General features: G+C 68.0%; 15 protein-coding genes. 3 read left to right on the top strand and 12 right to left on the bottom strand.

Going from position 1 to position 23,907, the window contains the following annotated elements:
- Positions 1-24: 24 nt before the first annotated feature.
- Positions 25-561 carry a methylated-DNA--[protein]-cysteine S-methyltransferase gene (locus ACZ7KI_RS35255; RefSeq protein WP_470277349.1) on the top strand — a complete coding sequence of 179 codons (537 nt, stop codon included), beginning with the start codon at positions 25-27 and terminating at the stop codon, positions 559-561.
- Here the strand turns inward: ACZ7KI_RS35255 and ACZ7KI_RS35260 are convergent.
- The 8 genes from ACZ7KI_RS35260 to ACZ7KI_RS35295 all read right to left on the bottom strand — a co-directional run bounded on the left by ACZ7KI_RS35260 (position 558) and on the right by ACZ7KI_RS35295 (position 14,715).
- A complete protein-coding gene (locus tag ACZ7KI_RS35260) occupies positions 558-1,154 on the bottom strand; it encodes a DinB family protein (RefSeq protein ID WP_470277350.1) in 597 nt (198 codons plus the stop codon). The two genes, ACZ7KI_RS35255 and ACZ7KI_RS35260, sit on opposite strands and share 4 nt — an antisense overlap.
- A gap of 634 nt (positions 1,155-1,788) precedes the next feature.
- Entirely contained in the window at positions 1,789-2,790 is a 1,002-nt protein-coding gene (locus tag ACZ7KI_RS35265; RefSeq protein ID WP_470277351.1) for an aldo/keto reductase, read from the bottom strand.
- A gap of 46 nt (positions 2,791-2,836) precedes the next feature.
- On the bottom strand, positions 2,837-3,535 hold the full coding sequence (locus ACZ7KI_RS35270) for a thioesterase II family protein (protein ID WP_470277352.1): 699 nt from the start codon (positions 3,533-3,535) through the stop codon (positions 2,837-2,839).
- Entirely contained in the window at positions 3,532-4,788 is a 1,257-nt protein-coding gene (locus ACZ7KI_RS35275; RefSeq protein ID WP_470277353.1) for a cytochrome P450 family protein, read from the bottom strand. Before ACZ7KI_RS35275 ends, ACZ7KI_RS35270 begins: the two co-directional genes overlap by 4 nt.
- Positions 4,785-6,095 carry an MFS transporter gene (locus ACZ7KI_RS35280; RefSeq protein WP_470277354.1) on the bottom strand — a complete coding sequence of 437 codons (1,311 nt, stop codon included), beginning with the start codon at positions 6,093-6,095 and terminating at the stop codon, positions 4,785-4,787. The genes ACZ7KI_RS35275 and ACZ7KI_RS35280 overlap by 4 nt, the downstream gene beginning before the upstream one ends.
- A complete protein-coding gene (locus tag ACZ7KI_RS35285; protein WP_470277355.1) occupies positions 6,085-9,681 on the bottom strand; it encodes a type I polyketide synthase in 3,597 nt (1,198 codons plus the stop codon). Before ACZ7KI_RS35285 ends, ACZ7KI_RS35280 begins: the two co-directional genes overlap by 11 nt.
- Positions 9,678-13,028 carry a non-ribosomal peptide synthetase gene (locus tag ACZ7KI_RS35290; protein ID WP_470277356.1) on the bottom strand — a complete coding sequence of 1,117 codons (3,351 nt, stop codon included), beginning with the start codon at positions 13,026-13,028 and terminating at the stop codon, positions 9,678-9,680. Before ACZ7KI_RS35290 ends, ACZ7KI_RS35285 begins: the two co-directional genes overlap by 4 nt.
- 40 nt (positions 13,029-13,068) lie before the next feature.
- Positions 13,069-14,715: a condensation domain-containing protein gene (locus tag ACZ7KI_RS35295; protein WP_470277357.1), complete on the bottom strand. Its 1,647-nt coding sequence runs from the start codon at positions 14,713-14,715 to the stop codon at positions 13,069-13,071.
- Positions 14,716-15,173: 458 nt separating this feature from the next.
- Here ACZ7KI_RS35295 and ACZ7KI_RS35300 point away from each other — a divergent pair, with 458 nt between their 5' ends.
- On the top strand, positions 15,174-16,409 hold the full coding sequence (locus ACZ7KI_RS35300) for a cytochrome P450 (RefSeq protein WP_470277358.1): 1,236 nt from the start codon (positions 15,174-15,176) through the stop codon (positions 16,407-16,409).
- A gap of 13 nt (positions 16,410-16,422) precedes the next feature.
- Here the strand turns inward: ACZ7KI_RS35300 and lysX are convergent, their stop codons facing one another.
- A complete protein-coding gene (lysX, locus tag ACZ7KI_RS35305; protein WP_470277359.1) occupies positions 16,423-19,740 on the bottom strand; it encodes a bifunctional lysylphosphatidylglycerol synthetase/lysine--tRNA ligase LysX in 3,318 nt (1,105 codons plus the stop codon).
- 236 nt (positions 19,741-19,976) lie between these two features.
- Between lysX and panB the strand changes: the two genes are divergently transcribed.
- On the top strand, positions 19,977-20,852 hold the full coding sequence (gene panB, locus ACZ7KI_RS35310; protein WP_470277360.1) for a 3-methyl-2-oxobutanoate hydroxymethyltransferase: 876 nt from the start codon (positions 19,977-19,979) through the stop codon (positions 20,850-20,852).
- Between the two features lie 177 nt (positions 20,853-21,029).
- Here the strand turns inward: panB and ACZ7KI_RS35315 are convergent, their stop codons facing one another.
- From ACZ7KI_RS35315 to ACZ7KI_RS35325, 3 genes are all read right to left on the bottom strand, one after another.
- Positions 21,030-22,187: a tyrosine-type recombinase/integrase gene (locus ACZ7KI_RS35315; protein WP_470277361.1), complete on the bottom strand. Its 1,158-nt coding sequence runs from the start codon at positions 22,185-22,187 to the stop codon at positions 21,030-21,032.
- A 126-nt stretch (positions 22,188-22,313) separates the two neighbouring features.
- Positions 22,314-22,505 (bottom strand): helix-turn-helix domain-containing protein, encoded by a 192-nt coding sequence (locus ACZ7KI_RS35320; RefSeq protein ID WP_470277362.1) that lies wholly within the window; start codon positions 22,503-22,505, stop codon positions 22,314-22,316.
- Positions 22,502-23,836: a replication initiator gene (locus ACZ7KI_RS35325; RefSeq protein ID WP_470277363.1), complete on the bottom strand. Its 1,335-nt coding sequence runs from the start codon at positions 23,834-23,836 to the stop codon at positions 22,502-22,504. Before ACZ7KI_RS35325 ends, ACZ7KI_RS35320 begins: the two co-directional genes overlap by 4 nt.
- Positions 23,837-23,907: the final 71 nt, after the last annotated feature.

The following is a 23,907-nucleotide window of genomic DNA, read 5'->3' on the forward strand; positions in this document are numbered from 1 at the left end:
GACCGTTCTCGTACCCTGGGGTTCATGACGGCACCGGGCTACGCCGTGTTCGGCACCGCGATCGGCGATTGCGGCATCGCGTGGAACGAACGCGGGGTCATCGCGGTCCAGTTACCCGAGGGCAGTGAAGAGAAGACGAGGGCGCGACTGACCGCGCGCCTGCCGGAAGCGGTGCGATCCGCACCGCCGGCCGAGGTCCAGCGCGCCATTGACGGCGTCGTGTCGTTGATCGACGGCAAGCGCACGGACCTCACCGGCGTCGAACTCGATTACGAAGGAGTACCGGACTTCCATCGCCGCGTCTACGAGTTCATCCGCTCGATCCCTGCGGGTAAGACGCTGACCTACGGCGACATCGCGAACATCCTCGGCATGACCGGTGGGGCGCAGGCCGTGGGACAGGCGATGGGGCGCAACCCGTTCCCGATCATCGTGCCGTGCCATCGCGTGCTCGCCGCGGGCGGCAAGGATGGCGGGTTCTCCGCGCGCGGAGGGGTCGCCACCAAGCGCCGGATGCTGGTCATCGAAGGCGCTTTGGCGGACGAACCGACGTTGTTCTAAGCGTTTTCCGCGTTCTCGGTGGGCGACCACGGCTTGAGCCAGGGCGTCTCCGGCCAGCCTTCCGCGGCGGCCATCAGCGGGATCGCGGTCGCGCCGTCGATGTGCTCGCGGATGATGTCGGCGTGCCCGGCGTGCCGCGCGGTTTCCTCGATGAGGTGAAGCAGAACCCAGCGGACCGACCAGGCATCGAGGTCCTGCGGGTACCACGGCACGCCCTTCGGCACCGGGACAGGCTGACCGAGGTCGGCGATTCCGGCGATGACGTCCGCGGTGCGGCGGGCGACCTCGTCGTAGCGCGCCAGTAGCCCTTCGACGGTTTCGCCTTCAGCCATCACATAATCGGCTTCGTAGTCCTTCATCGCCTCGTCCATGGGCTTCGAAGGCTTCTGGAGGACGATGTCGATCCAGCCGCTTTCCGTGCTGGCGGTGTGCTTGATCAGGCCGCCGACGCTCAGTGAGCTTCTGGTCGGGACGGCTCTGGCTTGTTCTTCGGTCAGGCCGTGCGCGGCGATACGCAGGACGTGCCGCTGCTGCTCGAGGTAGGCGAGGAGGCCTTCGCGCTCGTCGGCGACCGGGGGGACGTTTCCAGCCATGGTGGCTCCTTCCGTTGGGAAGGATCCTTACATCCGGGCCCGGCTCTCCGAGGCGATTCGGCCAGGAAGGAAGCAGGGGACCTTTGCTCTCGTTTGTCTCGACGGCGAGAGAAGTGAGAGCAAAGGTCCCTTGCTCCTCCGGTGGGGTCCCGGCAAATGAGTGGCGATTCGGGTCAGAGCGAACCCTCTCTTAGGTACCTATTCGTGGCTTGCGGACTTGCTCGCGGTGAAGTACATGATGGCCCCCTTCCTTGCGCTAGGCGCAAGGAAGGGGGCCGGCAAAGTCGCAGAGTTGCTGGTCGGCACTGTTCTTGGTGGTCTGGATGTGGCATCGCTGATGCCTGCGGGTCCGAGTGTGGAGGATTTGGGACGGTGAACGTCCCAAATCCTCCACACTCGGGGTGCCCCGGGTTCCTGGCAGGCCCCTGATCCTCTGTTGATCGAACTTCACAACCGGCGTGACGTCGGCCTGCGGCCCGACGTAGAGTGCCCGACCTGCAAATGCCGACTTTGCCGCGACCCTGGCGCTAGGCGCAAGGAAGGGGGCCATCATGTACCGGGGAGCTTTCCGCGGCGGGTGAGGGCCGCCTTTGGCCAGAACGACCTGCCACCGGCTGTTATGCGACTTTGCGGGTCAGGAAGCGTCGTCCAGCTTCGCCCGCTGCTCGGCGGTCAGCGTGATGTCGACGGCTTCGAGGCTTTCGTTCAGCTGCGCCACCGAAGAAGCACCGACGAGCGGGATGACCGGGACGTCGCCGCCGATCAGCCACGCGAGCACGACCTGGTTCAGGGTCGCGTCGATCTCCTTCGCGACCTCGCGCAGCGCGGCGAGGCGGTTCGGGGTGCCGGGGTGGTCGTAGTCGAACTCCAGCGGCTTGTCCTCGCGGACGTACGCGCCGGAGAGCAGCGGCGAGTAGGCGACGAGCCAGAGACCGGGGTTTTCGGTCAGATAGGTGAGCAGTTCACCGGTGACGAACCCGTTGGCACCTTCGGGCGAGCGCCGGGCGGGGCGGTCGGTGCGCGCGCGGAGGTAGGTGTGCTGGTACTGCAGCACGTCGTATCCCGGCAGCCCCTTCGCGGCGGCGTGGGCACGGCTGCGTTCGACCTTCCAGGCGAAGTGGTTGCACACGCCCAGCAGACCCACCGAACCGTCGGCGACGACCTGCGCGAAACCCTCGACGGTCTCTTCGAGCGGAACCGACCGGTCCTCGACGTGCGCGTACAGCAGGTCGAGTTTGTCGACGCCGAGGTTCTCCCGGCTGCGGTCGACGGCTTCCTTGATCGCCTTCGGTGAAAGGCCTTCGATGTTCTCGAACTTGCCGGTGTCGGCGAAGCTCATGCCCGGCGCCTTCGCCCGCGCGCCCATCTTGGTGGCGATGGTGACCTCACCGCCGATACCGCGGTCGGCCCGCCACCGGCCGAGCAGTGCTTCGCTCTCGCCACCCTGCGTTCCGTTGTGCCAGAAGGCGTAGTTGTTCGCGGTGTCGACGAACGAACCGCCCGCCTCGACGAACCGGTCGAGGATCGCGAACGACGTCTCCTCGTCGACGCCGGTGCCGAACGGCATCGCACCCAGCGCGAGCGCGCTCACTTCGCGCCGCGAATCCGGGTTCAGGCCGATCGTGCGAAATTTCATGGTTCCCATCACTTCCTGCGGTCACGGTTGGCGAGCGATCAGGTACTCACACAACGCTATCGGAACGGATCGCGCTCTGGATCAGATTCATCACGGCTTTCCCGGAATCGACCACGTACATATGCGCGCCGGGGAGTTCGGCCACCTCGAATCCGGCGGTGGTGAACGCCGCCCACTCGCGGATGTCCTCGGCGGAGACCAGGTCGTCGCCGGTACCGCGCAGTGCCGTGATCGGAACCGTGAGCGGCTCGGTGGTGCTGGGAACGTAGTTCTCGTGCATCGTGACGTCCGCGCGCAACGCCGGCAGGAGCAGTTCCCGCAGATCCGGGTGATAAAGCGCCTGATCGACGTGTCCGGAAAGAACCTGCACCTGTGCGAGGAAAGCGTCGTCGTCCTCGCGTGGGGACGCGCGGATCTCATGCGGCCGTTCCGTGGCGGGTCCGGGAGAACCGCTGACGAACACATGGCGCACGGACGGCAGCCGGTGCGCGAGTTCGTAGGCCAGCACGGCGCCGACGCTGTGCCCGAACAGCACCACGTCCGACGGGGCGCCCAGGTCGTCCAGGTCACCGAGGAAAGCGTCGACGGCTTCGTGCACCGAGCGATACGGCTCGACGTCGATCAGCCGTTCCCTGCCGGGCAACCGCATCGGCACGACTTCGAGACCGTCGGCGGCGAAGGCCGACCACGGGTGGAAGAAGGCGGCGCCGCTCCCGCCGAAGGGCAGACACACCAGCGAAGTCATCGCGGAAGCTTTCGGTCGTATCGGATCGGCAGCCGTTCGAGGCCGCGGCTCGCCGAGTTGTCGAAGCGCCACGGCAGGTCCTCCGGCGCCACGGCCAGGCTCAATCCGGGCAGCCGCCGCAGCAGCGTGGTGAACGCGACGGCGCCCTCGACCCGGGAAAGCGGCGCACCAGGGCAGAAGTGCACGTTGACCCCGAACGAAAGGTGCCGGTTCGGTTTGCGGGTGATGTCCAGCTTTTCCGGGTCCTCGAACACTTCGGGGTCGTGGTTGGCCGAGTTGATCAGCAGGTGGACGACGCTCTCCTTGCCGATGCGCTGCCCGCACAGTTCCAGGTCCTCAGCCGCGAACCGTTGCGGCGCACGGTAAACCGGTCCCTCGAACCGCAGGAACTCCTCGATCGCCGTCGCCACGAGGTCCGGTTCGCTCTTGAGCAGCTCGAACTGGTCCTGATGCCGGAGCAACGCCTGCATGCCGTTCCCGACGAGGTTCGCGGTCGTCTTGTGGCCCGCGATGATCAGCAGGATCAACGTGGAGACGATCTCCTCGTCGCTGTAGGCCTCGTCGGCGTCGGCCGTCTTGAGGATGACGCTGACCAGGTCCTCGCGCAGATCCGCGCGGCGCTCGGCCATCAGGTCCAGCAGGTACTTCTCGACGTCGTCGCTGCACTGCTTGAGCCGCCGGTTGCCTTCTTCGTCCAGGTACGGCGCGTTGCTGAGCACCATGCCCCAGTCGTGCAGCAGCGGCCAGTCCTCGATCCGGACACCGAGGAACTCGCAGATCACCCGCATCGGCAGCTGCAACGCGAAGTCGTTGTAAAGATCGGCGACGCCTTCGTCGGGCAGAGCGTCGATCAGGTCGTCGGTGATCTCCTGGATCCGCGGCCGCAGTTCGTTCATCCGGCGCGGGACGAAGGCGTTTCCGACCAGCTTGCGCAGGCGTGTGTGCTTCGGCGGGTCCGCGGTGAGCATGTTCTTGATCAGGATGGGGCTGCTCTGTTCGAGCGCCTCGCGGAACCAGCCGGGCGCGTGGTCGACGCTCTTCGACAGCCGCCGGTCGGCGAAGCCCTTGCTCACCGTTTCGTAGTCGGCGATGACGTAGGCCTCGGAGTTCGGCGGGTATTCGATCGACCGCACCGGGCAGCCGGACCGCACTTCGGCGTAGGCCGCGTACGGATCCGCGCCGGGATGGGTGCAGAACTCGGCGGGAAGCGGCTCCGGGGAGACAGACGTCTGCTCAGGGGTGTCCAGGCTCATTTTCCATCCTCCGAAGTCGTTTGCTTGGCGAGCTCTTCAGGGGCGGGCAGCGTGCGGATGCGCTTGCTGAGGGTCGGCAGCGCGAACAGCGTCCCGGCGACGGCCATGAAGACGAAGACCCACGTCGGGCCGGCGAGGTCGAAGATCGCGCCGACGGCGAAGATGCCGATCGGCTGGGCGATCATGCCGACGAACATCACCGCGCCGATGACGCGGCCCTGCAGGTTGTCCGGCACCAGTGCGGCGATGTAGCCGTAGATCAGTGCACCGACGACACCGGCGCGCAGGAAGATGCAGGCGACGATGACACCGAGCGGCAGCGTGCCGGGCACGAAGGTCAGCAGGACCGCCGCGACCGGGCCGATCCAGATGGCGTAGGCCATGATCACCGGCGGCCGCACGTACTTCAGCACGATGCCCGCGAGCAGCGCGCCGGTCAGGCCGCCGCCGCCCGCGATGGCGAGTGTCGTGCCGATCAAGGCTTCCGACGCGCCCCGGTCCTGCGCGGTGGCGATCAGCGCGAGGAACATCCCGGAGTGGTTGAAGGCCATGTTCGAGCCCATCGCCCACAGCACCAGGGCCAGGATGATCGGCTGCTTCAGAATGAACTTGAAGCCGTCGAGCATTTTGCCCTTGGGCGCGGCCTTGGTTTCGACGGTCCGCGGTGCCTGGGTCGGTTTCTTGACCAGCAGCAGGATGACCGCGGACACCAGGAACGAGAGCGCGGCGGCGAAGAACGGCAGTGCCCTCGCGAGGGCGAACAGCGCACCGCCGGCGGGCGGGCCGGCGACGGTGGCGCCGAAGAAGCGGATCTGGTTCTGCGCGGTCGCCTGAGTCAGCTGTGAGGCGGGCACGAGCTGTTTGATCGCCGCCATCCCGGCCGGGTTGGACACGCCGAGGCAGGTCGCGGACAGGATCACGATGGCGAAGGTGAACCAGACGTTGACGCTGTCACTCATCACCAGCATGGCGAACAACGCCAGCAGCACCAGCCGCGCCAGGTCGCAGAAGATCATGATCAGCTTGCGGTTGAAGCGGTCGGTCAGGCTGCCGCCGGGCAGCGACATCACCCCGGCCACCACCAGTTGCACCGCGCCGACCGCACCGGCGTAGGTCGCCGATCCGGTGGTCGCGAGGATCAGCAGCGGGTACGCGATCTCCGCCGCTTCCTTGCCGAAGGCGGCGAAGAACTGGCTGATCCACATGGCCTGGAAATCACGGTTGCGGAAGAGCGGCTTCTCCTGGACCGGGGGTACCGGCGCCGCCGTGACGGTGGGTTGACTCGTCGCTGTGGACTCAGCCGACATGATCCATCCTCTCGGCGCCCGCGAGAGCACCGTTCAATTCGCGGGCGAGTGCGCCCACATGGGGTTGCGTGAGCAGTGACCAGTGATCGCCGGGAGTGGTGAAGACCTGGACACCGCCGCCGTACAGCGGGGCGAGACGGGCGCGGAGCCGGGCGGCTCCTCGCCGGTCCGAACCCGCCCGGAACACCAAGGCCCTGGCGGGAACGAAAGGAGGCCGGTACGGCACCAGCGCGCGTGCCTTGCCCAGCAATTGCGTGCGCAGCGCCGGATTGCGCCGCACCTCGCGGCCGATCGCGCCGAACCCGAGCGCCGCGTCGACGAGGGTCCGGCCGTGGCTCACCAGGAAGCCGGGGTCGACGGCCATGGGTAGGTCGCGGCGCCCCTGCACGAATCCGTCGAGGCCCACCACCGTGTCCACGACCGCGCCGCGCCGCGTCAGCTGCCGCGCCACCTCGTGTGCCAGCACGGCCCCGAACGACCAGCCACCAAGGAGGTACGGTCCGGCCGGTCGCGTCCGCAGCACGGCGTCGACGTAGTGGGCGGCGATCGTGTCGATGCTTTTTTCGCGGGTAGAAACGATTTCGAGCCCGTGGACCGGGCGCGATCCCGCCAGTTCCGCGGCCAGCGCGCGATAAGTGAGGGCGCTGCCCGCGGAATCCGCGATGAGCAACAAGGGCCTGCCGGGGCCGTCTTCGTGGAAGGTCACGACATCGACCGCGTGCCGCGGCCCCGGCTCGGCGGCCCGTTCCGCGACCAGCCGCGACAACCGGCCGAAGGTGGCCTCCTGGTCGAACTCCGCCACCGGCACGGAAGCGCCGGTCCGCTCGCGGATCTTCGACATCAGGTTCACCGCCATCAGCGACTCGCCGCCGAAGGCGTAGAAATCGTCCGCGGCGTCCACCGACGGGACACCGAGCGCCGCGCACCACAGTTGTTCCACTGTGGACTCCACCGGACCATCCACTGTGGACTTGACCAGGGCGGGTGTCCGGCGCGCGACGGTGAATTCCGGCTCCTCGTCGCTGAACGGGTAGGTCGGCAGCGAGCAGATGACCGGCTGTTCACCGGGCTCCGCGAGCAATCCGGCGACGGAGTCCGCGCCGCGTTCCCAGAGCGAGCCGAGCGCACGGAGGACACCGCGATCGCCGTCCTCGGCCCGGCCGAGCAGCGGCACGGTCGCGTGCCCGGCCTTCCATCCTCGGTGACGACGGAGCGTGGCGAGCATGGACGTGCCGGGACCCAGTTCGAGGAAGGTGTCACACTCGGATTCCAGGAGGGTGCCCGCACAGTCCTCCAGCAGCACTGGACTGCGGAGCTGCCCTGCCCAGTAATCGGGGCCACGCACCGCTTCCGGCTCCGCCCACCCGCCGGAAGTGTTGGACACCAGCCGGATTCGCGGTGCCGAGTTCGGCGTGGCGGCCACCGCCGCGGCGAGTTCCTCGGCGGCGGGATCCATCAGCGTGCTGTGGAAGGCACGCGGGATGTCGAGCACCCGGACGTCGAGACCGGCCAGGAGGTCTCCGTCCAGCAGCCGGGTCATCACCGCTTCCGGACCCGAGACGACGACTCGGCCCGGCCCGCGCACGGCCAGCGATAGTTCGTCGAAACCCTTGCCCGCCAAGCGGTTCGTGAGTTCAGCCGCGCCGCCGCCCACGGCCGCCATCCGGCCGGGCCTGGTGGCCAGCATGGCCGAAGCCCGCAGGTGGACCAGATCCACCGCGTCCGGCAGGGTCCAGAGCCCGGCGAGCACGGCGGGCGCGTATTCACCGATGCTGTTGCCGAGCATCGCGACCGGCCGGATCCCGAGCTCCAGCAGTTGCCTGCCCAGCGCGTAACCGAGTGCGAACAGCCCGACCTGGTGGGGTACGAGCCGCGAGAACCACGCCGGTTCGGCGTCCTCGGAGACGATCGGTGAGAGGTCGAGTCCGTGCCGCTCGCGGACGAGGTCCCGGACTTCGTCGAAGGCGTCCCGGAATCCGGGCAGCAGCCGGTGCGCGGCCGCCCCCGCGGGGTAGGTCAGCAGGCCGTGCCCCGGAAAGACGAACGCGACCTTGTCGAGGGTGCCCGGTACGGACGCCCCCGGCGCCGCGAGCAGGTTCGCGGCCTCGGCGGTGTCCTCGGCGACGACGGTCTGCCGATGCCGGTAGACCCGGCGGGACGCGAGTGTCGCGGTGACTTCGGACAGGGGCAGGTCCGGTGCCGTGCGCAGGTGCTCGGCCAGGTTCGCGCGCAGCCTGCCGAGGGCTTCCGGCGCGGCCGCGGACAGTGTGAGCACGCGGCGTCCGCCACGCGCGGGCGGCGTCGTCCTGGTGGGTGCCTCTTCGAGGATGACGTGCGCGTTGGTGCCGCCGACGCCGAACGAACTGACACCGGCGAGCCTGCCGTCCCGTCCGGCCCAGGGTTCGGTGCGGGTGCTCACCACGAACGGCGTGGAGCCCAGTTCCAGCAACGGATTCGGCCGGGTGAAGTGCACCGACGGCACCAGTTCCCGGTGCCGCAGCATCAGCACGGCCTTGATCAGGCCCGCCACCCCCGCCGCGGAACCGGTGTGCCCGATATTGCTCTTGACCGCGCCGAGCCGGCACCAGCCGGTGGCGTCGGTGTCCGCCTGGAAGACGTCGGTGAGTGCCTGTACCTCGATCGGATCACCGATCCGGGTGCCGGTGCCGTGCGCTTCCACGTAGCCGATGTCGCGCGGGTCGACCCCGGCCATCCGCTGCGCGTAGGCGATGAGTTCGCTCTGCCCCTCGACCGACGGAGCGGTGTAGCCCATTTTCTCCGCGCCGTCGTTGTTGATCGCCGAGCCGCGGATCACCGCGAGGACGCGGTCGCCGTCACGCCGCGCGTCGGCCAGTCGCTTGAGCACGACCACACCGACGCCCTCGCTGGGCACGGTGCCGCCCGCCTGTTCGTCGAAGGTGCGGCAATGGCCGTCCGGCGACAGGATTCCGCCGGGTTCGTGGAGATAGCCGCGTTCGCCGTTGGCGATGACCGCGACCCCGCCCGCGAGCGCGACGTCGCATTCGTCGCCGCGCAGGCTCGCCGCCGCCATGTGCACCGCCGTCAGCGACGTCGAACACGCCGTCTGCACGGTGACCGCCGGACCGCGGAGGCCGAGTTTGTAGGCCACCCGGGTCGCCAGGAAGTCGGGGCCGAGCCCGATGTAGCGGGCCAGTTCGCCGAGTTCGCCGTCCGGCTCGGCGGTGACCTGGTCGGCCCCGCCGTACACGCCGATCCAGCCGGGGAAGCGGGTCGGGTCGATGGCGGCGTCGTCGAGGGCGGCCACCACGCATTCCAGGAACACCCGCTGTTGCGGATCGATGCTCGCCGCCTCGGCGCGGCTGTACCCGAAGTAGGTCCAGTCGAAGCCGCGGGCGCCGGTCAGCAACCCCATCGCCGGGACGAATTCGGGACGCCGCGTCAGCTCGGGGTCGCCACCGGCCGCGAGGATCTCCTCGACGTCCAGCCTGCTGATGCCTTCGGCTCCCCCGCGCAGCAACGACCAGAACCGGCCGAGGTCCGGCGCGCCCGGGTACCGGCACGCCATCCCGATGACGGCGATCGGCTCCTGTTTCGCCGCGGTCATGGCGCGCTCGCGAGCAGTTTGCCCAGGCCTTCCGGCGTCGGTTCACGCAGGAAGTCTCGTACTTTGAGGATCGCTCCGGTGCGCTCCTTGGCGAGCGTCACCAGCCGGATGGCCGCCATCGAATTCCCGCCGACGGTGAAGAAATCCGTCTGCGCGGTGATCTCCACCGCCGGTTCGCCGATCGCCTCGGTGAACATCGCGAGCGCCGGGCCGAGGTCGTCCTGCGGTTTCGGGGCGGCGGTCGCCGGGGCCGCCACCGCGGCCAGCGCACGGCGATCGACCTTTCCGTTGCCGGTCACCGGAATCCGCTCGACCAGCGCCCACAGCGTCGGGACCATGTACGTCGGCAACCGTCCGGAAAGGGCGTCGCGCAGGTCCGCGGTCCCGAAGGCGGCGCCGGGCGCCGGGACGACGGCGGCCATCAACCGCTTCTCCGCGCTGTCGCCGTCGGTGACCGCGACGACGGCGTCCTGCACCCGCGGGTCCGCCGTGAGGGCGTCGCTGATCGCCGACAGTTCGACGCGGTAGCCGCGCAGTTTGACCTGATCGTCGCGTCTGCCGAGGTAGCGGACCCGGCCCTGTGTGTCGATGCGCACCAGATCCCCGGTGCGGTACAGGCGTTCCGGGACGTCCGGGGAGAACTCGCCGAACACGCGGGCCGTCTCCGCCTCGTCGCCGAGATAGCCGTCGGCGAGGCCGAGACCGCCGGTGTACAGCTCGCCGACCGCACCCGGCGGCACGAGCCGGTGCCGGGAGTCCAGCACGTACACCCGGGTCCCGGGCAGCGGTGTGCCGATCGGCAGCGGCCCGTCGACGTCGCCGGGATCGGTCACCGAATACGTGGTGGTGAACGTGGTGTTCTCGGTCGGCCCGTAGCCGTTGGTGATGACCAGGCCGGGATGCCGTCGCAGCACCCTGGCGACGTGCTCGTGCGGGACGACGTCGCCACCGGTGAGCAGTTGCCGCAGTCCGGCGAACGCGTCACCCGCGAACTCCTCGACCAGCCGGAACAGGCCGGCGGTGAGCCAGGCGACGGTGACTTCGTTGTCCAGCAGGAAGTCTCCGAGTTCGGTGGGGGTCGGCAGGCCCGCCGGGTACACCTCGAGTGTGGCACCGGTCAGGAACGCGCCCCAAAGCTCCAAAGTGGACGCGTCGAAGGCGAGCGGGGACAAGCGCAGCACCCGCTCCTCCGGGCCGAGGTGGACGTAGTGCGCCTCGTGCACCAGCCGGACGATGGCGCGGTGCGGAACGCAGACACCCTTCGGCTCACCGGTCGAGCCGGAGGTGAAGGCGACATAGGCGAGACGTCTCGTGTCCGGATCCACCGGCGGTTCGGCGACCTCCCGCACGTCCCAGGACGGATCCCACGCCGTCACCACGGAAATCCCGAGTTCGCGGAAACGCTCCGCCGAGGACGCGGGCACGAGCGCGGCGACCGGGGCGGCGGACCGCACGATCTTCTCGGAATGCCCGGCGGGGACGGTGAGATCGACGCCGACGTACGCGGCGCCCGCCCAGACGATGCCGAGCACCGCGACGGCTTCCGCGACCGACCGGTCCAGCCCGACGATCACGCGGTCACCTGGCCGGACACCGGCTTCGCGCAGCAGCCGCGCCTGCCGGGAGGCCGCGGCGGCGAGTTCGCGGTAGCTCAGCTGGACTTCGTTTTCGCGGACGGCGATCGCGTCCGGGTTCCGGAGAACCGCCTCGCGGAAGAGCGCGTCGATCGACGTGGCCGGGAAATCCTCCCTGGTCCGGTTGATCTCGTCGAGCAAGCCTCGTCGTTCCGTTGACAGGCAACGGATCTCCTCGACCGCGACGTCACCGGCCGCCGCCAGCTGGTCCGCGGCGGCGAGGAAGTCCGCGATGAACCCTTCGGCTTCGGCGGCGCCGAAGACCGCGGACGCGTATTCCAGGTGCCCGCCGAGTGACGGCTCGGCCCTGCCGATCAGCAGGGAGAGATCGAACTGCGCCCCACCACCGTGGCCCTCCTCGATCCGCAGCCGCGCGGACGAGGTCTCGATCTGTTGCGGGACAAGCTGATCGTGCATCCCGAACGACACCTGGACCAAGGGGTGGCAGCCCAGCGTGCGTTCGATCCCGAGCCGGGTGACCAGTTCCTCGAACGGCAGATCGCCCGCGTCGATGCTCTGCCCCAGTGACTGGTGCACCGAGCGCAGATACGTCGCCACGGCGGCGTCTTCGGCGATGTCGATCCGGACCGGGACCAGGTTCCCGGCGACGGCGACGAGTTCTTCGAGCTCGGAGCTCCCCCGCCCGGTGAGCGGCACCCCGACCAGCAGGTGCCGCGCGCCGGTCCAGCGGCTCAACGTCAGACCGAAGGCCCCGAGCAGGAAGGCGAACGGCGTGATGCCCAGCGCCTTGGCGCGTTCGACGACCGCCGCGCTGGCAGGCACGCCGAAGTCGACCGGCGCCCGCGCGCCCGCGGCGTCCTGGATCTGGGGACGCTGCCGGTCGGACGGGAGTTCCAGCACCGACGGCACGCCGTCGAGGTGCTTCGTCCAGAACTCGGCCTGCCGGTCCCATTCCCCGGTGGCGCGTGCTTCCTCTTGATGGCGCAGGAGAACCCGGGGAGAGACACCGGGCTCCCCCACGGTCTCGGGCCCGCCGTCGGCCAGTGTCGCGTAGCGGGTGAACACCTCGTTCAACAGCAGGCCGACCGACCAGCCGTCGAGCACCATGTGGTGTGCCACCAGCACGACGGCCTGGCCGCCGGTCGCGCCTTGGACCCGGAGGAACCGGTACGCCGGCGCCTTCGCGAGGTCGAACGGACGCCGTCCGTGCCGGGCCGCGAGGGAGCGGACACGCTCGTCGAACTCGCCCGCTTCGCCTTCCCAGGTGTGCACCTCGACGGCCGGGACATACGACTCGAGCACCTCGGGAACGACGTCGCCGGTGTCACCGCGGTAGACCGTGCGGAGTCCGGGATGTCTCGCCACGGTCTGCGCGACCGCGCGCTCGAATAATTCCGGCACCAACGTCCCGGTCTCCACGAAACAGGTGAAGACCAGGTTGTACGGAGACCCGCCGGTGACCCGCTCGATCAGCCACATCCCGCGCTGGGCACGGGAAACCGATTCGGCAGGCGGTTCCGCCGCGGTGACCGGCTTCCCGGCCGGGACGGCGACGGCGAAGACGTCGGCGACCGGAGTGTCACTCAGCAGCGCGGCCACCGGGATCCGCAGGCCGAGCTTTTCCTGCGCGATCGCGACGAGCCGCAGTGCGCGCAGCGAATCCCCGCCGAGGCCGACGAAACTGGTGGTGGCGAACGCGTCGGCCTCGATGTCCTGGCCGAGGACGGCACGGGCGTACTCGTTGAACGACATGACTTTCTCCGGTCGGGACGAGGGGCTGGCGTACGGAGGGTCAGGCCTGGGGTTCGACCGCGCGCCGTTCGCGGACGGCTCCGAGCAGCCGCTCACGGCTCCCGCGCGTTCCCCCCGCCTGCTTCTTCTCCGCGTTGACCAACAGATCGGCATGACCGCGGACGGTGCCGGCGCGGAACAGGTCGACCGTCTTCACCATCCGGCCGGACACTTCGCGCAGCTTCTCCACCAGCACCACGAGGCGCAGCGAATCGCCTCCGGCGTCGAAGAAGCTGATGTCGTCGCCGAACTCCTTGTTGTCGAGCACCTCGCTCCAGACGCCGCGCACGAGGTCCAGGCGCACGGCCGGGTCGGCAAGGTCGAGGGTTTCGGTGGCGGGCTTGAGCACGGGTTCCTCCGGGGATCGGGCGAGATCCGCGACACCGCGTCGCAGATCGGAAAGCAGGCCGTCGATCGTTTCGTCGGTGAAAAGATCGGCGGGGTAGTCGAGGGTGAGCTCCAAGCGGGATCCGTCCGCGACATGCACGAAAAGCGCGAGATCCCACTTGCTGTACTGGGGTTCCAGCGGCCGGAAGCGGCCGACGACACCGGGCGCGAGGTCGAACGGGGCGGGTACCTCGGCGAGGTTCACCAGCACCGGGGTCAACGGCAGCCTGCCGACGTCGCGCTCGTCGTCCAGTTCGGCGGCGAGCGCGTCCAGCGGGACATCGGCGTCGATGAACGTCTCCATGCCGGAATTCCTCGCTTCGCGCAGGAGTTCGCGCCACGTCGTCGTCTCGTCGAGGCGGATCCGCAGGACGAGGGTGGACATGAACATCCCGACGACACCGGCGGAGACGGGGTCGTCGCGCCCTGGCCAGACCACCGAGAACAGGAAGTCGCGCTGCCCGCCACGGCGGGCGAGTGTCGCGGCGAGGATCGCGACGCCGGTCATGAACGCGGTGCAGCCCGCTTCGGCCGACGCCGCCAGCACCCGCGCGGTGACCTGTTCGTCGAAGGCGGTACGGGCGTCGGCACCGATCATGGAGAGGTCGGCGTCCGGACGCCGGTCGTAGGGCAGCTCGACCGTGGTCGGCGCGCCCCGCAGGCGTTCGACGGCGTCCGCGATCCGGGGTGCCAGTTCGCCCTCCGGGCTCGGCACCTGGACCTGCGCGGGATGGATCGGTTCCGGCAGCACGACTTCTTCGCCGCTCAGCGCACCGCGGTAGCGCAGGCCGATCTCGTCGAGCAGCAGTTTCCGTGACGTGGCGTCGAAGACGATGTGGTGCACGGTCAGGACGAACAACGTGGTGTCCGGTCCGACGCGGATGAGCTCCGCTCGCGCCGGCGGTTCGTCGCCGAGGTCGAAGGGTGTGTAGCAGAGCACCTCGACGAGCCGCTTCAGCTCGTCAGTGGTCCAGTCCTCTTCGACGGCGTCGAGGAAGCCGGCCTCCGCGGGCTCGGCGTCGGTCCGGTACTCGACGCGGCGGTGCGTGGTCTCGAGCCGGAATCGCGATCGCAGCGCGGGATGCCGCGCCAAGGCCCGGCTGACGGCGTTCGCCAGCGCGACGTGGTCGATCGGCCCGGTGAACTCGATGACCGACGGAATCAGGTACGTCGGACGCAGCCGATCGATCCGGTCGACGATCCAAATGCCCTGCTGAGTGGGCGTGGCGACATGCCAGACACTGGCCGATTCTGATGGCATACCTCTGCCGCTTCCCCCGGTAGGTGAACAGCGTTAACGGAAAGAATAAATGCCCAGCGAAAAGACGTAATCGAATTAACGCGGTGGCTGAATTCCCCCCAGAAATCGAACCCCCATTTGCCATCACGACGCTACGAGGGCACCGCCGCGACTGTCAACTCGTCCATTCGTGGACATCTCACAGCTGAACTACTAAAGCAGTGAATCGGACACCCTTGACACTGCTCGAACAGGCGTGCTTGACTCGGCCGACATCTGGGGAAGAAGCAACGATGCCTGCCCGAATGGGCGTGGATACGTTGTGCCGCAATGAAAGTGGAGACGACGAGCCCGCCGCTCCCGTATTCGTTAGTCCATTGGGCGCAGTGGCCACTGGGGTGTTCAGCGTATCTGGCCGCTATGCCATTCGGGTGCAATAAATCTATGGCGGTCCGCCGCGAAATGAAGGGAACGCGCGCATGACGGTCGAGGACACCACCGGGGGTTGTCCGGTGCATTTCAGCGGCGCCGACCTGGTCGACCCTTTCCTGTACGCCGACGGCGACGCGCATTCCATCTGGCGTGAACTCCGCGAACAGGACCAGCTGACCTGGCACCAGGTCGACGCCGAACGCGGCTTCTGGTCGGTGGTGAAGTTCGCCGACACCGACTTCGTCATGCGCACCACGGAACTCTTCACCTCCGAACGCGGCACCATGCTCGAACTGCTGGGCATGGACGATCCGGCTGGCGGCAAGCAGCTCGTGGTCACCGATCCGCCACGGCACACGATCATGCAGGCGCGGCTGAAGAAGGCGCTCGCGGTCCGTGCCGTGGACAAGCAGCGCGACATGGTCCGGGAACTGGTACTGGGTCTCATCGCCCCGCTCGGTGACGGCGGTGTCTTCGATTTCGCGGAAGCCATGATGACCATGCCGATGGCGGTCACCGGGCGGATGATCGGCCTGCCCGAAGAGGACTGGCCGTGGCTGACGAAGCTCACCAGCGCCTGCGTCGCCGCCGACGATCCGGAGTTCCAGATCGCGGACGGCAAGGACGCGACGCTGGCCAGCGCGCACCGGGAACTGTTCGTCTACTTCCAGGATCTGGTCTCGTACCGGCGCGACCACCTCAGCGACGACCTGCTCAGCGTGCTGATCTCGACCGAGTTCGAGGGCAGGCACATGTCACCGAGCGAGATCGTGGCCAACTGCTACAGCCTCCTGCTCGGCGCGAACGTCACCACGCCGCACGCGCCGAACTTCGTGTTCGCGGAATTCATCGAGAGTGGCGTGCTCGAGGACTGGACGCGGCACCCCGAAACCGGGCAGACCGCAGTCGAAGAGGCCTTGCGCTGGTCTTCGCCGGTCAACCACATGCTGCGGTACGCCACCCAGGACGTCGTCCTGCGCGACACGAAGATCGCCGCCGGCGACGCGGTGGTGGTCTGGCTCGGTTCGGCCAACCGCGACGAGGAGCAGTTCCCGAACGCCGACACCTTCGACATCCGGCGCAAGCCGAACAAGCACCTCGCGTTCGGCATCGGGCCGCACTACTGCGTCGGGCACAGCGTGGCGCGGATGAGCATCCGGATCCTGTTCGAGGAACTGCTGAGCCGGTTCCACGATTTCGCCCCGGCCGGCAAGCCGGAGCGGATCACGTCGAACTTCGTGTCCGGGTACAAGCGGGTGCCGATCACCGCCTCCCGGCGATAGCAAAGGTCCCTTGCTACCCCTGCGGCCGGACGAACGGGAACAGCACGGTCTGCCGGATCGAAGCCCCGGTCAGCATCATCAGCAGCCGGTCGATGCCGATGCCGAGCCCGCCGGTCGGCGGCATGCCGTGTTCGAGCGCGAGCAGGAAGTCCTCGTCCAGTTCCATCGCCTCGACGTCCCCGCTCGCCGCGCGCAGCGACTGGGCCTCCAACCGGCGCCGCTGTTCGAGCGGGTCGGTCAGCTCGGTGTAGGCCGTACCGACTTCGGAGCCGAACGCGATCAGGTCCCACCGCTCGGCCAGCCGCGGATCCACGCGGTGCTCCCTGGTGAGCGGCGAAACGTCGGTCGGGTAGTCGGTGTAGAACGTCGGCAGCACGGTCGCGCCCTCGACGAGGTGCTCGTGCGCCTTCAGGACGAGATCGCCGTGCCCGGCCTCCTCGTTCACCGGCACCCCCGCGGCCCGGCACAATCGCTGGAGTTCGGCGACCGAGGTGCCCGCGTCGATCTTCTCCCCGAGCGCCGCCGAAACGGCTTCGTGGACCGGGATCACCGGCCAGTCGCCGGAGATGTCGTATTCGACGATCTTCCCGTCCGGGCCCGGACGGCGAACCACCTGCGCGCCGTACGCGACCTCCGCGGCGTGCTGGACAAGCTCCCGGGTCAACGTCCGCATCGTGTTGTAGTCGGCATACGCCTGATACGCCTCGAGCATGGTGAATTCGGGATTGTGCGTCGCGTCGACGCCTTCGTTGCGGAAGTTCCGGTTCAGCTCGAAAACCCGCTCGACCCCGGCCACGCACAGCCGTTTCAGGTAGAGCTCCGGCGCGATCCGCAGGTACATCCGCATGTCGTAGGCGTTGATATGGGTGACGAACGGGCGGGCGTTGGCGCCGCCGTGCACGGTCTGCAGCATCGGCGTCTCGACTTCGAGGTAGTCGCCCTGGTGCAGCCGTTCCCGCACCGCGCGCACCACGGCCGACCGCATCCGCAGCATCGCCGTCGAATCCGGGTTGACCGCGAGGTCGAGATAGCGCTGCCGCACCCGCGTCTCCGGGTCGGTGAGGCCCTTTCGCTTGTCCGGCAACGGATGCAGGCTCTTCGCCGTAACCGTCCATTCGTCGACGAGCACGGAAAGCTCACCGCGCCGCGACGTCACGACCTGCCCGCTCACGCCGACATGGTCGCCGAGGTCGACGCCCCGCAGCCAGCCGCCGACGTCGAGCACGGAGGCATCGAGCATCAACTGGATCTCACCGCTGAAGTCCTTGACCCGCGCGAAACAGAGCCCGCCGAGGTCGCGCATCGCGAGCACCCGGCCCGCGACGCGGACCCGGTGGCCGGTGTGGCTGTCGGGGTTCAGGTCGCCGAACTTGGCGACCACGTCCCCGAGCAGGTCCTCCCGGGCGAAACCGACCGGATAGGGGTCGATTCCGGCTTCACGCAAGCGATCCAGCTTCGCCATCCGGACCCGGACCTGTTCGGGCCGCCGCACCTGTTTCGGCGCGGGGGTGGCCGCGTTCGCTTCGATCCGGTGGACCTCGGCGACGAATTCGTCGGTGACCGTCTCCAGTTTCAGCGCCCGTCCCGACCGGCCGGTCGGGACGAACCCTTCGAGCGCGCCGGCGACGATACCGACCCTCGGAAGCCGTCGAGCCGAGGAATAGCACAGGAAACGCGGTTCCCAGTCGGGTCCGTACTTGGCGTTTGACCGGTAAAGCGATTCCAGCTGGAAGAACCGCGACGCCATGCTGAGGACGCCGCGCCACGCGCGCAGCACCGGGCCCGCACCGATCCGCTCGCCTTCGGAGAAGACCGCGCGGAACATCGCGAAGTTCAGCGAAATCCGTTGTGCGCCAAGGTGTGAGCTCGCCGCGACGACCTCGGCGATCATGTACTCGTTGAGGCCGTTTTCGGCGTCGCGGTCGCGCCGCATCAGGTCCAGCGACAACCCTCGGCGGCCCCACGGGACGAACGACAGCATGCCGCGCAGATCGCCTTGAGCGTCGTACGCCTCCACCATCACGCTGCGGCCGTCACTCGGATCACCGAGCCTGCCGAGCGCCATCGAGAACCCACGCTCGGTCTCCGCACCGCGCCACTGCTGCGCCTGCAGTAGCAACCGCGCCATCTCGTCGGCCGGGATCTCGCTGTGGCGCCGGACTTTCGTGGTGTACCCGGCCCGTTCGATCCGCTTGACCGCCTGGCGGACCGATCGGCGTTCGGGCCCGGCGAGGCTGAAGTCGCGGACATCGAGTACCGCTTCGTCCCCGATTTCCAGTGCACGCAGGCCCGCGTCGGCGTACACCTTCGCCCCGCGTTCGCTCGCTCCGAGCACTCCGGGAGTCCAGCCGTAGGTGCGGGCTTCGTTGAGCCATGCGCGGACCGCGTCCGGCCAGGCGTCGGGATCCCCGATGGGGTCGGCACTCGCGACGCTGGTACCCGCGAGCACACGGTAGGCCACGGCGGCACGGCCGTTCGGCGAGAAGACGACGCTCTTCTCACGCCGGGTGGCGAAATAGCCCAAAGAGTCGTCTTCGCCGTGTTCGGCGAGAAGGCGGCGTACGCGTAGTTCTTCTTCGTCTGTCCTCAACCGCCGGCTGCGGACGCCGCGGAAAAGCGTGTACAGCGCGGCTGTCGCGACCGCGGTCGCGCTGAGGTCGAGCAGCAGATCGAGCCACGCGGGCCCTTCGCCGATGCCGACCCGGCGTAGCTGGATGTTCTCGCCGGTGGTGTGGTTGACGACCCAGGCGAACCGCTCCCACGTGTCGGCGAGACGGCCCGGGAAGGCCTCGCTCAGGCCCCAGCCGACGAGGATGACCGCGGCCAGGCCACCGAACAGCACAGTGAGGCCGTCGCGCCAAGCGCCGGGCGCGAGGCGGGCCGGGAACGCGGGGCGCAGGATCCAGAGGAACGCGATCATCCCGATCGAGATCAGATCGGCGATGGTCAGCGCCCACACCTGGTGCGGGATGTGCCGGACCTGGCGGGGTCCCAGCTCCAGCAGCCCCGGCCACCACAGCAGCGCGGCCTGCCACGCCAGCGTGATCGCGAGGCCGCCGACCTGGAACAACAGCAGCGTGTAGAGGGCGGCGCGTTTGCGACGACGGAGCGCGGCGCCGAGGACCACGAGCAGCAGGACGATCACGAGGCTCGCGTTCGTCGGGATGCTCAGCGCGGAGAACGCGACGTCACCGGTCTTGAGTACCCGGCCCTTCACACCGCCGGCGAGGAGGAGGATCACCGAGAACACGGCCGCGAGCTGCACGAGGGTGGCGATGATGCCGCCCGCCCTCGCCTTCCACGGCGAGACACGGCTCGCTGGGTTTCCCATACTGGCCTTTCGCGGTACTCACAGGTGCTGCCTTACTTGACGTCACACAACCCCGTGTGGTTGTCAACGATCATCATCCTCTGGTCGTGAATCTTGTCGCCCGCAGGCGTGACCCTGCGGTGTGAAGCTGGTCGCAGGACCTTGGGGGCCCCATCCCCGCGTGTCAGGCTTTGAACTGTTCAGCTCCACGACCCGGGGACCTCTTCGAGGCCTCGAGGGAAGGACGGTCGACAAAGATGTCTGCCACCGAGAAGGATTCCGGCGAACTCGCCGCACCGTACGGGACCGGCGCGACGCCTCAGGCCGCGCCCGGGAAAAAGGTCCGCGTACATCACCTTCGCGACATGAAGGAGCGCGGCGAAACCTGGCCGATGCTCACCGCCTACGACATGTACACCGCCGCACTGTTCGACGAGGTGGGCATTCCCGTGCTGCTCGTCGGGGATTCCGCGGCGAACAACGTTTTCGGCTACGACACGTCACTCCCGGTGACCGTGGACGAGCTGCTCCCCCTGGTCCGGGCGGTGACCCGCTCGGTGAAGCGGGCGCTGGTCGTGGCCGATCTGCCGTTCGGCTCGTACCAGCTTTCGCCGCAGCAGGCGCTGGAGACGTCGGTGCGGTTCATGAAGGAAGGCCGCGCGCACGCGGTGAAACTCGAAGGCGGGCGAAAGTTCGCGCCCCACGTCGAGGCACTGACGTCGGCCGGGGTCCCCGTGATGGGACATATCGGATTCACCCCCCAGAGTGAACACAATCTGGGCGGCTACCGAGTCCAGGGACGCGGCGAAGCGGCCGACGCGCTGCTCGCCGACGCGCTCGCCCTGGAGGAGGCCGGCGCCTTCGCGGTCGTCATGGAGATGGTGCCCGCCGAGGCGGCGAAGCGGATCACGCACGAGCTGAAGATCCCGACCGTCGGCATCGGCGCGGGACCGGACTGCGACGCACAGGTGCTCGTCTGGCAGGACATGGCCGGGCTTCGGCGCGGCAAGACGCCTCGGTTCGTGAAGAAATACGCGGATCTGGCGGGCGTGCTGGCCGAGGCCGCGTCAGCGTTCGCGGAGGACGTCCGGCGAGGCGAGTTCCCGGCACCGGAGCACTCCTTCCACGACTGACCCACCTCTGACCTGCGAAAAGAGAGCAAGGGACCTTTGCTATCGCTCCCGCCGGGGAAGGCGATAGCAAAGGTCCCTTCTGTAGTCGCGCCTGTGCTCTGACCTGGTGTTTTGGGCCTGTTTGCTCGTGGTAGGCCGCGTGTAGGCCGTATCGGCGTACTAGCGGCCTTTGGCTGGTCATGCTGCCTGGTTGCCGGTGTCGGTGCCGGGGATTGCGGTGAAATAGCTATCCAAGGCGCTGCGGGTGCGTTGGTGACTGCCCGGTAACAGGTGGGTGTAGACCCGGAGGGTGAACCCTGCGTCGGTGTGCCCGAGGTGGCTAGCGAGGGCTTTGATGGACTCGCCCGCGTCGAGCAGGATCGACGCGTACAGGTGCCGGAGGGCGTGCATCCCGTCAGCCGGGGTCGGGTTCGTGATGCCCGCTCGCCGTAGTGCCGGAACCCACACCCGGTTGCGGCACCACGTGCGGTGAACCGCCTGACCACGCTTGGTCACGAGCAGGAGATTGACAGTGACCGGTGGGCCGTCCGGGTGTCGCCACGGCAGCGTGACCGCGACCGAGGGGAACCTCTCAGCGTACTCGTCGAGCCCTTGCAGGAGGGTTGCCGAGATCGGCACCTCGCGAACCTTGCCGCCCTTGGGTAGAGCGAACACCAGCTTGCCGCGCACCATTCGGATCTGTCGCGCGATGGAAGCGACGCCCCGCTCTCGGTCCACGTCGTCATCGAGCGAGAACCCGAGCACTTCGCCTTGCCGCAGGCCCAACCCGACCGGGATGTCGACCAAGGGCCGGAAGCGGTCGGGTAGTGCCGCGCGTACGGCGTGGGACCGTTCGACCGGCCACACCCGAACCGGGGTGCGGTCGCGGCGCGGGCGTTTGACGCTTTTGGCGTAGCAGGGGTTATCGAGGATCATCTTGTCTTCCTTGGCGAATTCCATAATGGACACCAGGTAGGCGAAGTAGCGGACGCGGCAACTCGCGCTCACGCCCGCATCCTGAAGTGTGCGCAGCCAGGTTTGCACGTGCGACGGTTTGACCGATCCGATCATGTGCCGCTCGAACTCCGGGATGACATGGTTTCGTAGGTCCCGGTCCATGAGTTCGAGTGAGGTGTAGTCGCAGGTTTGCGCGGCCTTCCACCGCAGCGCGACCGGCGTGAACGGGACCTGACCCGCTTTCGGGTCGACGTACTTTCCTTCCCGTTTGCTGGACTCCACCGCGATCAGAAAGTCATCGGCCATCTTCTTTTGCCGATCAGCAAACGACTTTGACCTCTCATCCCCGTTGGGGTCGAGGTAGCGGACGCGGTAGCGCAACCCCTTACCGTAGAGCACGGTCCTCTCCAGTATCGGTTTGCCGGAGTCGGTGAGTACCGGTTCTCCGGTTGCGGGGTCTTTCGCTGGTCGTAGCCAGCGGTCATGAACATGCCCCATGGCGTGTTTCCCTTCGTGGCAATGTGTTTAGTGGATGGTGTCGATGAACGCGCGGTTCTCGTCGAACCATTCGCGCACCTCGACCGGGTCGTAGCGCAGGTGTCGGCCGATCTTGTGGACGGGTGGTCCTGTGCGCTGCCATTTCCACTGGTACAAGGTTTTGATCGAGACGCCGAGGTAGTCACTGACGTCTCGCACTGTCCACAGTGTTCGGCTCACGTGGTATCCCTCCTTTCGGTTCGGGGTTTTTGGGTGTCTCGTATCCGCGTGGCGATAGCTGCGGCGAGAACGGTTTCTGCGTCGTCGCGGTAGCCCGCGATCACAAAACGCCAGTTGTTGACCACGGCTACTGACTCGACGCCCCCGGAAAACCCAAGGCGTGTCAGGGTTTCGGCTAGGCGGTAGGCGCGTCGCCGGTCGCGGATCGCGCTAAAGGTGGTGCTATAGCGGCGAGATTTGGTGAGGAAGTGGCCGCGAAACCCCAACATGTGGGACCAGCGGCGAAGGTTCAGGCCCGCATACTGGGGCAGTTCCCCCAGCCACCAGGCGGTGCGGATGATCCGCCGATGATGCGGCGACACCCGCAGGTAGTCGATGTGGCTTTCCGAGCGGACAGGCCGATCAGCGGTGTCGCCGCCACTGGTGCCCTTTGTGGCGTACTTCGCGATATACCCAGCGAGCCGGGCTTCGCTGATCGCGCCTCCAGGATCCTCCACAGTGGCGCTGTCGACGGAGGCGATACGGCGGATATCGAGTTGAGTGCCCCAAGTCAGCGGCAGCGGTACGCCGTCCGGGCGAACCGTGGTTACCGTGGTCGACGCCGCAGCGGCGCGGACAGCAGCCTCTAGCACCTCATCGCAGGCCCACGCCGGGGGCGGGGTGGTTGGCCCGTCCGGTCCGTCGATCCTGATCACGGCGTGAAAATGCACGAGTCCGCGCCGCTGAAACTCGGCCACTTTGCCGTAGGAAAGCCTTGCCACATGGGGGAAGTCGCGTACTCGGATGCCCGCAGCGTGGGCGAGTTCGCGGCGGAGCCGGATCGTGAACCGCTGCCATAGCGCGGTGGCGTGTGCCTGCCACAGCACGGCACCGATGTAGTCGTAAGTGCCGGGGGCGATCGGCGACCCAATCCGGGGATCGTCGGTGTGGTGGTGTTGCCCGCAGCTGCAGGGGATTTGCCGTCCCCGCGTCGAGGCACCGCGATTGCTATGCACAGCGCCAAAACCGGGCGCGGTCAGCGTGACAAACGCGCGCGGTCGAGCAGACACAGCAGCCGCGTCGACCAGTCCGGCGCGCACCACATGGAACGCGTCGAGCGCGTACTTGGCTGAGCAGGATGGGCATACGGTGTCGCGGCGGTTACCGCACGCGGTGAACACCTCACCGCCGAAACGGTGCAGAACGACACCTGTCCCGGTGTCGCGAATCTGGGTGATTCCGCGTAGTGCGATCGGTCGAGCGCAGCCACCCACCGCGAGCACTTTTGCCCGCCACTGTGGATAGTCCGGTGCGGTCAACCGGTGAGAGATTCGGTCATCGAGAGTCCACATAGGAACCTCCCTTCGTTGATGCACAAAGAAAAAGAGCGGGGCATGACCTCATATGGCCATGCCCGCAATGA

The organism is Amycolatopsis sp. NPDC039088 (assembly GCF_055598845.1).